This is a genomic window from Actinophytocola sp. (genome assembly GCF_035762905.1).
In the GTDB taxonomy this organism is placed as follows: domain Bacteria; phylum Actinomycetota; class Actinomycetes; order Mycobacteriales; family Pseudonocardiaceae; genus DASYTH01.
The window spans coordinates 63,336-77,325 of record NZ_DASUCC010000099.1 but is presented as its reverse complement, the minus strand read 5'-3'; the positions used below and the strand labels follow the sequence as shown (position 1 = coordinate 77,325).

Annotated in this window: 10 protein-coding genes; 2 read left to right on the top strand and 8 right to left on the bottom strand. The window is 67.9% G+C overall.

Features of this window, described 5'->3' with window-relative positions:
• Positions 1-828: 828 nt before the first annotated feature.
• Positions 829-1,275 (bottom strand): hypothetical protein, encoded by a 447-nt coding sequence (locus VFV67_RS22260; protein ID WP_326472540.1) that lies wholly within the window; start codon positions 1,273-1,275, stop codon positions 829-831.
• A gap of 450 nt (positions 1,276-1,725) precedes the next feature.
• On the opposite strand from VFV67_RS22260, the gene VFV67_RS22255 reads away from it, so the two are divergent.
• Positions 1,726-2,628, top strand: a complete 903-nt coding sequence (locus tag VFV67_RS22255) for a S8 family serine peptidase (protein ID WP_326472539.1) — start codon at positions 1,726-1,728, stop codon at positions 2,626-2,628.
• Positions 2,625-3,158, top strand: coding sequence for a GAF domain-containing protein (locus tag VFV67_RS22250; RefSeq protein WP_326472538.1), 534 nt, complete (start codon positions 2,625-2,627; stop codon positions 3,156-3,158). The genes VFV67_RS22255 and VFV67_RS22250 overlap by 4 nt, the downstream gene beginning before the upstream one ends.
• Positions 3,159-3,160: 2 nt before the next feature.
• Here the strand turns inward: VFV67_RS22250 and VFV67_RS22245 are convergent, their stop codons facing one another.
• From VFV67_RS22245 to VFV67_RS22215, 7 genes are all read right to left on the bottom strand, one after another.
• A complete protein-coding gene (locus VFV67_RS22245) occupies positions 3,161-4,921 on the bottom strand; it encodes an AfsR/SARP family transcriptional regulator (protein WP_326472537.1) in 1,761 nt (586 codons plus the stop codon).
• Between the two features lie 48 nt (positions 4,922-4,969).
• The gene (lanKC, locus tag VFV67_RS22240) at positions 4,970-7,540 is read right to left on the bottom strand and encodes a class III lanthionine synthetase LanKC (RefSeq protein WP_326472536.1); all 2,571 of its coding nucleotides are present in this window, start codon (positions 7,538-7,540) and stop codon (positions 4,970-4,972) included.
• Positions 7,541-7,552: 12 nt separating this feature from the next.
• Positions 7,553-8,818, bottom strand: a complete 1,266-nt coding sequence (locus tag VFV67_RS22235; RefSeq protein WP_326472535.1) for an MFS transporter — start codon at positions 8,816-8,818, stop codon at positions 7,553-7,555.
• A gap of 97 nt (positions 8,819-8,915) precedes the next feature.
• Entirely contained in the window at positions 8,916-9,056 is a 141-nt protein-coding gene (locus tag VFV67_RS22230; RefSeq protein ID WP_326472534.1) for a hypothetical protein, read from the bottom strand.
• Positions 9,057-9,326: 270 nt separating this feature from the next.
• Positions 9,327-10,031, bottom strand: coding sequence for a hypothetical protein (locus tag VFV67_RS22225; RefSeq protein WP_326472533.1), 705 nt, complete (start codon positions 10,029-10,031; stop codon positions 9,327-9,329).
• A gap of 786 nt (positions 10,032-10,817) precedes the next feature.
• Entirely contained in the window at positions 10,818-11,444 is a 627-nt protein-coding gene (locus VFV67_RS22220) for a hypothetical protein (protein WP_326472532.1), read from the bottom strand.
• On the bottom strand, positions 11,426-13,708 hold the full coding sequence (locus VFV67_RS22215) for a PQQ-dependent sugar dehydrogenase (RefSeq protein ID WP_326472531.1): 2,283 nt from the start codon (positions 13,706-13,708) through the stop codon (positions 11,426-11,428). The genes VFV67_RS22220 and VFV67_RS22215 overlap by 19 nt, the downstream gene beginning before the upstream one ends.
• Positions 13,709-13,990 lie beyond the last annotated feature (282 nt).

The window sequence follows — 13,990 nt, the reverse complement described above, 5'->3', positions numbered from 1 at the left end:
GGCCCGGACAACGTGACAAGGCGATGGCTTCCCAGCAGGGCGGCCACTTCGGCCATCTCGCGTCTCCGACCGACCAGCGGCGTCAGCGGACGCGGCAAGGTATTCGCCCCGGCCGGCGAGTTAACGGTATCCGATATCACGGCCTGCCCCGATCCCGCACAGTCCAGGCCGACCCTACCGCAGCCACACAATGATCAGAATCGCGTTACCTGGGCGTTCAGATCTACTGTCCCATTGCCCGATCACACTGGCCCTGGCGCGCTGGATGATCTGAGAACGTGTTTGAGACCTTTATGTTGTGGTGTAGTGGCGTGGTCCCGGTCGGGTTCCGGGTGTGGTGCGGGTGATACGGCGGGTCATGGTGACGATGGCTGCCCAGCGGATGATGGCCAGCTGGGTCTGCTTGGACATGCTGCGCTCCCGCATGGGTCGGCGCGAGGAGCCGCTCGACGCGCACGTGCCGGACCCGATCGTGGCATCCGCCGACCCCGACCCGGCGGAAGCAGGCGGTGCTCGCCGACTCGGCAGGGCTGACGCTGCTCGTCGTGCTGGAGACGCTGACCCCGGCCGAGCGACTGGCATGGCGACGGCGCGCGCCGGCGACTTCTAGGCACTGGTCGCCGTGCTCGACCCGGATGCCGTGCTCAGGGTTGATTCCGGTGGGCGGGGCTGTCGTAGCTGATCCGCGGCGCGGTGGCCGTGGCCAACCAGGCACTGCCGTTCTCCCAGGGCGGCCCGTTCGCCCGCCCGCTTGTCGTCAACGGCGCGGCCGGCTGGTCTCGGTGCTGCCCCCGACGCGCCGGCCGACTCGCCAAAGCCATCCACGTACTACAGAACCACGAAGTCACCACCGGATGAAAAGGGCTCACGTTCCCGCGTCGTCGAGAAAGACCTTTCCCTGAGTCTGAATGGTTTCCCCCGGCTTCCCCCACCCGCGGTGGATCGTTCCGCACAAACGCCGAAAGCCCGGTCAGCCTGACCTGATCGCCGGTGGTCTCGGGCTCGGTGTCGATCTCGATTCCGCTCGCTGCTGGACATGGCGGCTGACCGGCCAACCCCGGCGGCGGTCCGTGCACTCGGGTCCTCGTCCACTTCACCGCGAATCATGGCCAGCAGGAACGGCAACAACAGCAGATCGCCGAAAACACCGGGGGCCAACCAGGCCCAGTTCGGCACCTTGGGCATCGAAATCTCCCGTATGGCGAAGCCGCCGCGCACGATCGCCATCACCAAGAAGAATATTCCGCCGCCCAGCGCCATTACTTCGATCGACATCAGAACCATCCCTCATCGACGCTCTCGGCCAGAAGGAGGAGGCCAGGCGGCAATAGATATGACCAGCTCGACGGGAACGGGTCTCACCTCAGCCTGCCAATCTAGACACGCCTGCCCTTACCCGTGAGATAATTGCGTCAGGTTGTGCCCCACAGGGCGACGCGCCTGCGGAGGATGCCGATGAGCGGCCAGACCCCTTCGAAACGAGGTGTTGGGATGCTGACCGGATGAGTCGCTACCCAGAGTGTGGCGGCGCCACCGAAGAGGAGCGCGCCGAGTTCGTAAGCACTGGGCTACTCATGAGCGGCGACTGAACGTCACGGTGGTCGGAACTGCTTTCATCGTGGGCCGGTCTGGTCGAAGACTACGGAAACGTCACGGGTCGATGTGCCCGGCAGTCGTCTGGATCACGAGCGGGGCCAGGCCTTTTACCGGATTTGAACTGTGGCCATGGCCGCGGTGCGGACACTAGTGGGGCGCGGCCAGGAGCCCGCGCGACGGGTAGGGATCGAGATGGCGAGACCGGCTGCGGTTCGGGAGGACCTCACCTGGGGTCTGCGTGGCCGCGGGCCTGGCGACATTCCTGTTTCTGCCGCCGGCGAACCGATCACCCCGGAATGGGCCTGGGGTGGCTCGACCGGGACCGGCGTGCGGGTCTGTGTCGTCGACAGCGGAGTTGACCCGGACCATCCCTTGATCGGGCCGATCACCGGCGCATACGCGGTCGAGATGAGAGACGGCGCGCCGACGGTGGAGGCCTCCGAGTCGGGGGATGCCTGTGGGCACGGGACGGCCTGTGCGGGAATTGTCCGGGAGATCGCGCCGGGTTGTGAGCTATACAGCATGCGAGTGCTCGGTAAGGGGTTCACCGGGACGGGGACAGCATTGATCACGGGGCTGCGATGGGCGGTCGAGCAGGGATTTGATGTGATCAACATGAGTTTGTCGACCCGGCGCACCGAGTTCCTGCCGGTGTTACGCGAGCTGACCGATGACGCCTTCTTTCGAGGCACGGCGATCGTGGCGTCCGCACACAACAGCGCGGTGGTGAGCTTTCCGTGGCAGTTCTCGTCGGTGATCTCCGTGGGAAGTCATCAGGAGCGAGATCCGCTCTTGCACCTGTACAACCCGTTGCCGCCGGTGGAGTTCTACGCCAAAGGTCAAGATGTGCTTGTCGCCTGGCCTGGCGGGGGTACTACCCGGACGACCGGCAACAGCATGGCGACCCCGCGTATCGCTGGATTGTGCGCCCTCATCATGGGCAAGCACCCGGAGCTGACCATGTTCCAGCTCAAGACCGTGCTCTACCTGACAGCGGCGAATGTTCGGACCGCCAAGCGAGGTGCCTCATGACCGACTCGAATATGCCGGCGTTGTTGCACTCCGTCGTCGCGGTCGCCGCGGCCATTTTCGGTGCCGCGGGCAGCGCAATATTTCTGCTGGACCGGGAGAATGAGCGGCTCGTGTTCCAAGCGGTTGCGGGCGTCGGCGGGAATTCCCTTGTCGGGACCCACATTCCACCGGACATGGGTGTCCTCGGCTGGGTGCTGAGTTCAGCGGAGTCGATCATCATCGATGATCTGTCGACAAACCGGCAGTGCGGCCGGGACATCGTGGATCTCATCGGCTACCTGCCCAGCTCCATGATGGCGGCGCCGCTGCTGTCCGGTGGGGACGTGTTGGGGTTGCTGGTGGTGCTGGATCCGGTGCCGCAGTGTCGATCGAACCTGACCGAGCTCGAGCTGCTCGCACTGTTCTCCAACCAGGCGGCGATCGCGCTGCGGGTGGTGACGGCGACCGCCGGTCGCGATGGCGAGCGCGGGGCGGCCCGCGCCGAACTGCTCGAGGAGCTCAGAGAGTTCCTGCAGCGCACTCCGGGGTGACCTCATGCGACACGGAGCTCGGTGCTGCGCGCCAGTTCCCGGCAGAAGTGATAGGCGAACGTGGGCATGCCATAGGTAGCGCACCGGGAGCTCATTTCGCAGTCGGGCACCGACAACAACGTGCATTCGATGAGTGACTCGAGCGCCGACTCCTGGCCGGCCAGCGCCGCCAGCAAGCTGTCATGGTTCAGCGGTGGCGCCGGCAGAGTGCCCAACCGGCGGAAGGCGTCGCGTTGCACCTCGGTGAGAGTGCGGTAGAACAGTTCGTACCGCGAGCGGACGTCGTGCTCGCCCGCGATCATCTCGTCGAACACCGACCGGCGGTTGCGGAGCCGGTCGAGGTAGTCGGCCAGCCGGAGGTGCCGCATCGCGGACAGCTTCGCCCCGATGATCCGCACGGCCAGCGGCAGGCCGTCGCAGCAGTTGAGGATCTCCGCCGCGGCGCGGCGGTCGGCCAGCACCCGGTCCTGGCCGATGATCCGGCCCAGCAGCTCGGTACGCTCCGCGTAGGTCAGCACCGGCAGCTCGACGCGCAGCACCGAGTCCAGGCCGCTGAGCCGTCTGCTGCTGGTCACGATGACCCGGCTGGCGCCGCCGCCGGGCAGCACAGCTTTCACCAGGCTCTCCCGTCCAGCGCCGTCCAGGATGAGCAGCAGCCGGCGCCGCGCCAGCCAGGCGCGCCAGGTCGCCAGCGCCCTGGGCAGTGCGCTGACCGACTCGACGGCCAGGCCCGCCAGGTCCGTCAGCTCGGCCAGCACCGACCCGGGGGTGCGGGGCGTCCCGTCCGGTTCGGTCAGCTCCACCATGATCAGGCCGTCCGGGAACGACTCCCGGATCAGGTGCGCGACGTGCACCGCGAAGGTTGTCTTGCCGACACCCACCGGACCGCACACCACCACGAGGTCGCAGTCGCGCTCACCGGCGAGGGCGTCCACTACGTCGCGCACCTGGGCGGCGCGGCCGACAAAGTCCGGTAGATCGCGGACGATGTGATGGAATACGACGCCACCGGGGACTGGCGTCACCGCCTCCTCGCCATGCAATAGGCGAACGTGCAGGTCGGTCAGCGCCCGGCCGGGGTCGATGCCCAGTTCGCGCGCCAGCGCCAGGCGGACCGACTCGTAGTGTCCCAACGCCGCGGCGATCCGTCCGGCCGAGGCCAGCACCCGCATCCAGCCCGCAGCGAGGCGCTGGCGTAGCAGGTGGCGGTCGGCGAGTCCGTCGAGCCGCTCGTACACCCGCCAGTGCCCGCCCCGGTCAAGTTCGAGCTCCACCCAGTCTTCGACCACGCCGAGATACCTTTCGGTGAGCCGCTCGACCTCGGCTGCCAGTGCCGGTTCCCCGGCGAAGTCGGCCAGCGGCGACGCGCGCCAGATGTCGACGGCGCGCGCGAGCAGGTCTGCCGCCGCGGGCGCGTCGCCGTTGCGCAGCATCCGCCGGCCGGCCGCGGCCAGTTGCTGGAATCGCAGGAGATCGCATTCCGCAGGATCTAGCCGCAGCCGGTATCCGCGACCAGACCAGGATAGCTTGTCGCCAAATATCTTGCGCAGAGCGGAAATGTAGACCTGTAGATTTTTGCGGGCCGTTCGGGGCGGATCCTCGGTCCAGAGCACGTCAACGAGCTCGTCGACGCCGACGACCGAGTTGGCCCGGCTCAGCAGTACGGCGAGCAGCAGTCGTTGTTTTGGTCCACCAAGACCGGCCGGCTCGCCGTCGACGGCGACCGACAGCGTGCCGAGCAGGGCGCAGTCAATTTTCCGCATCGCTGCCCCCTTTGCCTACCCTCAGGCCGGAACAGTCCTTCCGGAACCCTACAAGGGCGAGATGGCTTCGGAGTGGAGAACCGGTAGGGGGTCACCGGCTGGAAGTAATGCAGACAGGAGGTCATCGGCACCGGAGAAGACCGAGTGCAGCGCCAGCAGAACACCGGCCGATCCGGTGGCCAGGTCGGCGGAGAACCGCCGCAGATGCCGGCCGGGGATCAGTAGTGTGTCGTCACGGTGGACCGCGTGCCAGGCCAGCCGGCGAATCTGCGGCAGCGCCTCGTTCTCGGTTGCCGGTCCGGCGAGCTGGTGCAGGATCGCCAGCAGGCCGGCGCGGCCCTGAAACAGGCCTGGCTCGCGCACATACTCGTTGCCGCAGCCCCGGCGGACCGCTTGAATGAATGTGTCGAGCTCCGGATCCTCTTGGTGCGCCAGGTATTCCCGCGCGACCAGGGCGATGCCGCCACTGCCGCCGTCGAGGTATAGCAGGTGGCGGTGGCCGGACCGGACCTGGACGCTGCCGTCCTCCATCGGGACGCAGTGGGTGAGCTCACGCCCCAACGCTCGCCGGCAGGCCCGCAGGTACCGCCGCTCACCGGTGATCCGGTACAGCCGCAACTGAAGCAGAGCCGCGCCGCTCAGGCCGTGCAGCAGTCCGGCCGCTGGTGCGGTCGTACCTTCCTGGACCAGCGAGTCCAGCCGGCGCGCGATGCCGGCCGCGGCACCGAGCAGGGTGTCGTCGCCGGTCATGGCCGCGAAGTGGCACATGTTCAAAGCCACGCCTGCCTGACCGGAGTACAGGCCGGTCACCGGTGCGGGGTCCGGGTACCAAGCCAGCAGCTCCAGCGCGTCGTCGCGGCGTCCCAACTCGGCCAGGACGGCCGCGACCCCGTGCGGCCCGTCAAACAGGCCCTGGCCGCGCAGCGCCGTACCGCGCCAGGCGGCCGTCACCAGCCAGTCAATGTGCTCCTCAGGCACGGCGGCGCCCACTCGATGCAGGGCACGGAGTACCCCGGCGGCCCCGTAGCCCAGCCCGGCGCCCTGGCCATCGAAGACCCTCGGGTCGGCCGGGAACAGCCGGTCGGCGCGATCAGGGGTGGCGGCGTGCAGAATGCCGGCCACGAACCGGTCGCGAATGGCCGGCCAGTTCGCGACCGGGTCCGCAAACAGCTCGCTGACGACGCTCTCCCCGCTGGGGCGCGGCGTACTGGTGTGGCGGATCGCAGGCAGTGTGGGTCCCGCGTCCGGGCCGAGTCCGAAGCGCCACCGGGCGAGGTTTTCCAGCGTGGCGACCTTGCCCGGATCGCGGTCGGCCAGTTCGGTCAGCGGTAGCAGCATCATCAGCCAGACGAATCGAAGCGAGTAGCGGTCCGCCTCGGCGCCAGTCGCCTCCGGCGGTGCCATGAAACCTGGCGCGCCGAACCGGCGCGCGGCCGGCGAGCCGGCGCCACCCGCGTACTCGAAGTCAACCAGCGCCACGGAGTCGTCGGGGCGGACGATCACATTAGCGGGGTGCACGTCGCCGAAGCTCATGCCACGCTCGTGCATCGCGTCCAGGGCGCGCGACAGACGGTCGACGATCCCGTCCACCCAGCGCAGGTACTCGCTGACCGCCTCCGCGCTCGGATCCCGCAGCCGCAGCGGGTTGCGGCGGATCACGGTAGCCAGCAGGCTCGTCCCCTCGATGTGCTCCTCGATCAGGAATTGGTGCTCCCACACCGTCCTGAGCCCATAGACCTGGGGCACGAACTCCAGACCGGCCAGCCTGGTCAGGACGTCGTACTCGTGGCGCAGCCGGGTGAAGGCGTCGGTGCCGGCCGCGTCGAGGCCGCTGTGTGGGCGCGCCTCACGCAGTACCACTTGCTGTCCGGTGTCGCGGTGCTCGGCGAGGTAGACGCCGCCTGCGTTGGTGAAGTGCAGCGCGCGCAGGATGCGGTATGGGAAGTCCTTGTCGTACGCGGCGGCACGGGCCGCCAGGTGTGGACGCAAGAAACCCGGCGGCCGCACCCAATGCGGAATCCGGAACACCGGACCCCGCTCGTCGGGCACCAGAACGCCGGACGGGTCCCGGAGCGCCGGAACCGAGGAGCCGTCTGGCCGCGCGCACCACTGCTCGACGAAGGCGCCGTACCGGACGTACACCGGGCCGCAGCCGATGCGCAGGTCGCTGAGGATGTAGGGGCCGGGGTTTCCGCCGAGTGCGGCGTCAAGCTCGCTGACCAGCTCGCTGAACTGCTGCTCGCCGGCGGGGTAGATGGTAATGAACTTGCCGCTGTTCGGCCTCGGCATGTACTTGCCGAGCGCGAACCGAAGGGCGTGCTCGCTGCGGAGGAACTTGAACGCCGCGCCGCGGCGCAGGCAGATCTCGGAGACGACGCCGAGCGTCGCCTCGGCCAGCTTGGGGATCGTGGCGACGTGAATCTTCCAGCCCTGCTCCGGCAGCGACGCTCTCTCCGGACGCAGCCCGATCCACAGCCCGGAGGCGAACCGTTGCCAGCCGGGCGGGACCGGATCACTGCCGGACGGATAGCGGGTCGCCGCATCAGCAAGACGGCTCGGCGTCTCGTAGTATTCGCGGTCGCTCAGACAGAACAGCTGGATGGTCTGCACCGTGGACATCGTGCACCTTTCCTAACTGGAAGATCGGGATTGCCGGCTGGCGGGCGCCGAGGTCACGACAACCGCGCAGACGGCGAACGCGAATCCGAGCAGGCCCAGGGTGGTGGTGACACCCGAGGCAGCGAGCAAGGCACCGGCCAGCAGCGGACCCAGCGGCTGCACCAGGGACGAGACGAAGCTGGCTGCGCTCTGCACCCGACCGACCATCTCCTCCGGGGTCGCTCGCAGCAGCGCGGTGAGAAACCCGATGCTGGCCAGGGATGCCATGGCCATACACACTCCGGCCAGCAGGCCGAGCATGACTGGCGGGTGGAGAATCGTCAGCACGCCCGCCGCGACCGCGCAGGTCCAGCAGGTCCCGACGATGAGGCTGCCGAACCTCTTGTCGGGACGTAGACATGGCGCGAGCAATGTTCCGGCCAGCGAACCGGCCGCGGCGACGGAGACGACAAGGCCACCGCCGAGCCCGGACTGACCGTTGTCGGAGACGACCGCCAGCGCGGTGAACATCAGCGCGCTGAACGACGAGTTCATGCCCAGCCCGAATACCAGCAGCACGGTGCGCAGGTACGGCTGGCGCCACAGGAAGACAAACCCCGCGGCGATGTGCCGCCGGCTGAACTTCGAGCCGGACCGGTGCCCAGGCGCCGACCGAGTACGTATGAACCCCAGGCAGGCCGTCGAGTTCAGCAGTAGCACTGCCTGAGCGACGAATGGCGCCGCCGGGTGGGCAGCGAACAGCGCGCCACCCACCAGCGGACCGGCCAGCCTCGCCACCGCGCTCCTGGCCAGGATCCTGGCCGATGCCAAGCCCAGCTGATCCTCGCTCATCACGGCCCGCAACAGACCCAGCGCGGCCGGCGCATACAAGCCGTTGATCACAGCACCGGTGCCGGCCACTAGCAGCACCAGGATCAGTGGGGCGGTCCCGTTGAGCACGGCCACCGCCAGCGCCGAGACCACCAGCAGGCCGCCGAAGTCACATAATCGCAGCAGTCGCCGGCGTTCGACGGCGTCGGCCAGCGCACCGCCGGGGAGCGTGCCGACCAGCAGCGCTCCCATAGAGACGGTGCCGATCACGCCAGCCGCAGCGGTGGAACCGGTCTGGCGGAGCACCAGCAGCGGCAGCGCGAGCACCGAGATCTGCGCGGCCATGGTGGTGAGCAGGCCGCCGATCCACAGCAGCCGGAACTCCCTGAGGCTGGAGGGTGTTGTGGTTGTGCGCACGCCGCTTCCTCGCAATCCGCATGACGCGGCGGGCGGCGCTTTGGACGCCACCCGCCGCGTCACACCGCCACGTCGCTCAAGACCCGGCGATGCTCTGGACGCTCAGGCACATGTGCGCCTCGACTTCGACGGGCTCGGCCACGCTGCCTCAGACCTCCGACGTGCTGATGGTGCTGCAGCAGCTGTGTGCCTCGACGTCGGCGGACTCGTCGAGTCCCTGCGCCTCGAGAACGGAATGTGCCTCGACGCCGGTGTCATCCTCGGGGGTAGGCACGTTCTGGTCAGCCATGACGTCTCCTCGAACCAATTAGCCACGCCGCCGGCGGATCGCCGACCGCGGGCCAAAGCTAGGCCGACCAGCCCAGCAGAGGGTTAAAGCCCGGTATGGCCCCGGTATTCGCCCAGATCAGTCCAGTCCGACTGACGGAGAAACGTGTCCATGGCCCAGTTCGTTCGTTCTCAACGCGGGCGACCTCCGGTTGTCCCCACTGTGCAACACCGGTGATGGCGGTGGTCACCACGGTGTGAGCTGCTCGGCGGATCACCTTGTGCATGGCGCTTAGGCGTCGAGCACGGTAAGCCATTCGGCCGAGCCCACGCGGTACCCGAGCCGGTCGCCCAGCCCACGGACGATCGCAGGCACATGCCGGGCGCCGTAGACGATCGCCACCACGATGGGCTCGCCGGATCTGGTGCCATGGATCTCGGTGAGGGTGTCGAGCAGCAACTGATCCCGGGAGCCTCCAAACATACGTTCAAAGTGCTCGCCGACGTCGCTGTCCTGAAACGCCTCCTCCGACTCGCTGGGCAGGTCGCTGACCTCGACGTCGCGCGACAGTAGCGAACGCCGACCACCAAACATCCTTCCAGCCACCACCGCCGGTAGGACACACCACAGCAGCAGCCGGTACCGCAGCGGCATTACCTTCCAGCCGCGGGCGAGCTCGTCAACCGTCACATCCGGATTGATCAGAGGCACTCCCAGTGACATGTATGGGATGTTGTCGACCACGAGCCCGGACCGCCGGTTCAGCGGCATGATCCGGTAGGAGAGTGTGAACGCCCAACCCCACAGCGACCGGCCGCGCACACCCTCGATCACGAGGAGATCGCAGCGGCGCAGTCGCTCGGCCACCTCGGCGTAGAACCGCGGGCTGGCCACGTGAACCATGGGAAAGATCAGGAACTGCAGCGGTGTGTTCCGGTGCTTGAGCCGTAGTACCGCCGATCGGGTACCGATGATGCTGTTCTCGATGATCTGCATGACCGACCTCCCCACCGTCGTCGCCGCAGCGGCGACAGTGCCGGTGCGGTCTTGATCAACTCATCAGGTCACTCCGAACTGGTTGGTTAACGGCTACTAACGTTGTAGAACTCTATTAGTGGGTTCGGGCCCTGTTTCGTCAAGAGGAAGATTGGAGCCCGTTCAGAAGCTCGTGGACCTGCTCGGTGAAGCGCCCACCCCTCCCGGTCCTGCACGGCCACCGACCAGGCTGTCCCTCGATATCACGGTTGCCGTACCAGCCAGTCCGGCAGGAAATCACGGAAGTGCGGTGTCAGTGTCGCCCAGGATGGATCTTCCCCGTGAATGCCGATGTGGGACTGTCCGGTGTCGCTCTGGTGGGGGAGGTGGCGGACGCTGTCGGGATGTGAATCTTGTGGCGCGCGGGTCTGTGGGGTGTGATGGTCTGGGTGGTCGGGTCGAGGTTGGTGGCGTTGCTGAGTGTTGTCGTGCGGGTCGGGTGTGGTGATTCGCTGGGGCCGGCCCGAGAGGCCGCGAACCTACGATGCGAGCAATCTGCCGGCCCTTCCTACGGGGCGACAGGGTCGGTCGGCGGGTCGAGTGTGCCGGACATCAGGCGCCGTGGTCGCTGCGGCAGCGCTGGCTGGAAGCCGGGCAGCCGTTGTCCTCCGCACGAGTAGGGGATCCGTACCAGCGGATTGGGTTTGGCGTACCCGTGTACCACCGATTGCCAGGCGCATTTCGTCGCCGGTGCCGTCTCCCCACACCACCCGGCGGGGTGTGGTCGACCGTCCGGTGAGTTGTGGATCAGTGTGATCGTGAGAGGGCATCGCTGACCGTCTGCGCGGTGCCGAGCTGCTGGGCCCGGAGCTGCACGCGGTTGCTCGTCCGGGTGTACGCGACGACGGTGAACCGGACGGACTGCGCGTCGGACACGCGAGCGAGCTGCACTTCGGCGAGGGCCGTTGGGACGGCGGCACCGATCACAACGGCTACTCGGTAGGCGCAGAGCAGCCTGGGACCGCCGTACCACACCGGCGGATCCAGCGCCGGCCAACCCGTCAACCCGAACGACACCACTTGGCCGCACTGAAAAGCCGGCACCAGGCTCAGGGCCCGTGCGGAATTCCAAGCGCGGGGCGGCCCGTTGCTGATGAGGCGGCTGGATCGCGTCGGTATGCCTGCGCCAGAGGGCGATCCAGCCAACTCGGTCATCTCGATGCGGCGATGGTGGGCAGGCCGAGGCTGATTTGTGAGGTGACGCGGGGTCAAGCGCGTGGCGTCGTCGCGTTTGTCGCGCAGGCATTGGTTCAGCGCAATGTCGGCAGCAATACTGACGGCGGAAATATTGCCAGCATTACCAACGCTGCGATCGTAGCGCTTTGAACAGTCGCCGGTTTGGGGCCGGGCACACTTCAGCACCTGATCAGGCACCATTGATAGGTGGCCTGCCAGGTGGCCGCGGTAGCCGGCGCGATGATGTTGTGGGTCTGGGCGCCGCCGTCGGACCACCGCACCCACCGGTAGCGCAGGTTGAGCGGCGGCACGTTCTGTGGGCTCGGCGCGCTGATCGAGTTGTTCGATCCGACGATCACCGTGCGGCTGAACGGGGTTCGCTGGCTGACCCCGCCGATGGTGAGCAGCACCTGGTTCGGGGTGGAGGTGAAGCTGAGTTGCACGGTCCGTGGTTCCATCCGCACGGTGGTGCTCGCCGAGTTGCCGTCGGAGTCCGTCGCGGTCAGCGTCAGGTCCAAATAGGATGGATATTCGTGATCAGGGGCGACGAATGATCCCGCGGCGACGCCGGGGAAGTTCTGGACCACGTGGGCGTGGCAGTTCGTCGGCGTCGTGCAGTGCTGCAGGGTCAGCTGCCAGGACATCGCCGACGGCGGCAGGGTTCCGTCTTGCGCGTCGGTCGCCTGCCCGGAGAACGGCACCGTCTGGCCCACCTGCCAGCGCAGTGCCGTGGTCGGTGTATCGATGAGCGGAACCGGGTTCTGGCTCGTCGGGTTGCCCACCGTGACCAGCACCGTGGTGCTGCCGGACAGGCCGCCGGAATCGGTGACCCGCAGCCCGACGTTGACCAGTGCCTGTTGGGTGTAGGTGAACGTGGGCGTGGCCGTCGTGGAGTCGTCGTAGGTTCCGTCCCCGTCCAGGTCCCAGGCGTAGGTCAGCGTGTCGTCGGCGTCCGGGTCGGTCGATCCGGAGCCGTTGAACTGCACGGTGAGCGGCGCCGGTCCCGTCGGTGGGGTTGCCGTGGCCACCGCGGTCGGCGGCCGGTTGGTGCCGCCGGGGAAGCTGATCCGGCGCAGCTGCCCGGAACCCAGGGCCACGTAGAAGAGGTCTCCGCCGGGCCCGGTCAGGGTTTGTACCGGCGTGGCCACGCCGGTGGACAGCGCCACCAGTCTGGCCGGGTCGGGTTGCCCGTTGGTGCCCCGCTGCATGGCCCAGATGCAGCCGCGGGAGGCGTCGGAGAAGAACAAGGCGCCGGCGTAGGCGGCCGGGTAGTTGCTGGTGCCGTTCTCGAACGCGATGCCGCTGATCGACGAGCCGCCGGTCGGGCAGCCGTCGCCGGCGACGACCGGCGCGTTGTGGTTGTAGGCGTAGTACGGCGCGGTTTGCCCGCCGCCGCTGTACAGCGACTCGCACACGGTCAGGTTGGCGCCGTCGTAGCCGGTCTGTCGCGGCGTGCCCTCGAAGCACGGCCAGCCGAAGTTCTCGGCGACCGCGTCGGTGGCGTTCGGGATCCGGTTGATCTCCTCCCAGGTTCCCCAGCCGACGTCGCCGACCCAGAGCTCGTTGCCGCCCGGCCGGAAGCCGAAGCGGAACTGGTTGCGCAGACCGTAGGCGATCACACGTCGGGCGTTGGCGTCCGTGCTGGCGGCGAACGGGTTGCCGGGCAGGCCCGCGCCGGTGTCCGGGTCGACTCGCAGGACCGCGCCGTCCAGTGTGACCGGCTCGGTGCTCGGCCGCCGCGGTGACTGTGAACGCAACGCGCCGCCCTTCGCGTTCGGCGGGCTCAGGTTGGTTCCGGCCGGGCTGGGCGGATCGCCGCACGGGTTACCGACCTGGCCGTAGTCGGCGAAGTTGAAGCTCGCGCCGTCCCCGCCACCGACGTAGAGCGCGCCGTCCGGCCCGAAAGTCACGGTGCCGATCGAGTGGCTGGGGTACTGCTGGCACCAGTCGGTGATCAGTACCTGCTCCGCCGTGGCCACCCCGTTCGCGCCGAGGGTGAGCTTGGACAGCCGACCGGTGATCACGCAGCCCTGGTCGGTGGCGCCGGGCGGGGTCGGGCACTGGTCGCCCCAGCGCGGGTGGGTGCCGCCGGGCAGCGCGTCGTAGCTGTAGAGCACGTATACGTAGGGCCGGGTGGGGAACTGCGGATCGACGGCCAACCCGAGCAGCCCGCGATCCCAGAAGTCGTGCACCTGCGGGCGTAAATCGGCGGCGATGGTCGGCGTGGTGTCGGTCAGCGAGTCGAAGACCTTGAGAATTCCGCTCTTCTCGGCCACGAACACCCGGCCGTCCGAGGCGAACGCAGCGGCGGTGGGGGCCGTCAGCCCGGTGATGGCCGCCGTGTCGGTGAACCCGGGCGGGACCGCCGCATCCGCCGTGGTGACCGGCAGCACCGACAGGCCGGCGGCCAGCAGCCCACCGGCGGCGAACAGGGATAACTCACGTCTGGGCGAGCGCGACATGATGTGACCCCAATCCGTCGTCAGCCGTTGAATCGCCTGACCCGACGTATCGCCTCCAGGCCAGAGGTTGTTTCGTGGTGGGAGAAACGCACACAAAGGAAGTAGGCTGAACGGGCGAAGCGCTGCCCGGACCGCTCTGAGTCCGATGTAGACATGACCTGCGTGGGGTTTCTGCGCGCGGCACCGGGCAGGGTGCCTGCGGGGGCTGATCACCGGTTGGCGAACTGGTATGTGGTGGATGGATGGCGAGGTCGGCAGCCAAGTTCGAGCCGCGGTGGAACT

Excerpts from the sequence above, each read along its gene's own strand:
- VFV67_RS22260 (WP_326472540.1), bottom strand. The coding sequence starts at position 1,275 with ATGTCGATCGAAGTAATGGCGCTGGGCGGCGGAATATTCTTCTTGGTG.
- VFV67_RS22255 (WP_326472539.1), top strand. The coding sequence starts at position 1,726 with ATGGCCGCGGTGCGGACACTAGTGGGGCGCGGCCAGGAGCCCGCGCGA.
- VFV67_RS22250 (WP_326472538.1), top strand. The coding sequence starts at position 2,625 with ATGACCGACTCGAATATGCCGGCGTTGTTGCACTCCGTCGTCGCGGTC.
- VFV67_RS22245 (WP_326472537.1), bottom strand. The coding sequence starts at position 4,921 with ATGCGGAAAATTGACTGCGCCCTGCTCGGCACGCTGTCGGTCGCCGTC.
- lanKC (WP_326472536.1), bottom strand. The coding sequence starts at position 7,540 with ATGTCCACGGTGCAGACCATCCAGCTGTTCTGTCTGAGCGACCGCGAA.
- VFV67_RS22230 (WP_326472534.1), bottom strand. The coding sequence starts at position 9,056 with ATGGCTGACCAGAACGTGCCTACCCCCGAGGATGACACCGGCGTCGAG.
- VFV67_RS22225 (WP_326472533.1), bottom strand. The coding sequence starts at position 10,031 with ATGCAGATCATCGAGAACAGCATCATCGGTACCCGATCGGCGGTACTA.
- VFV67_RS22215 (WP_326472531.1), bottom strand. The coding sequence starts at position 13,708 with ATGTCGCGCTCGCCCAGACGTGAGTTATCCCTGTTCGCCGCCGGTGGG.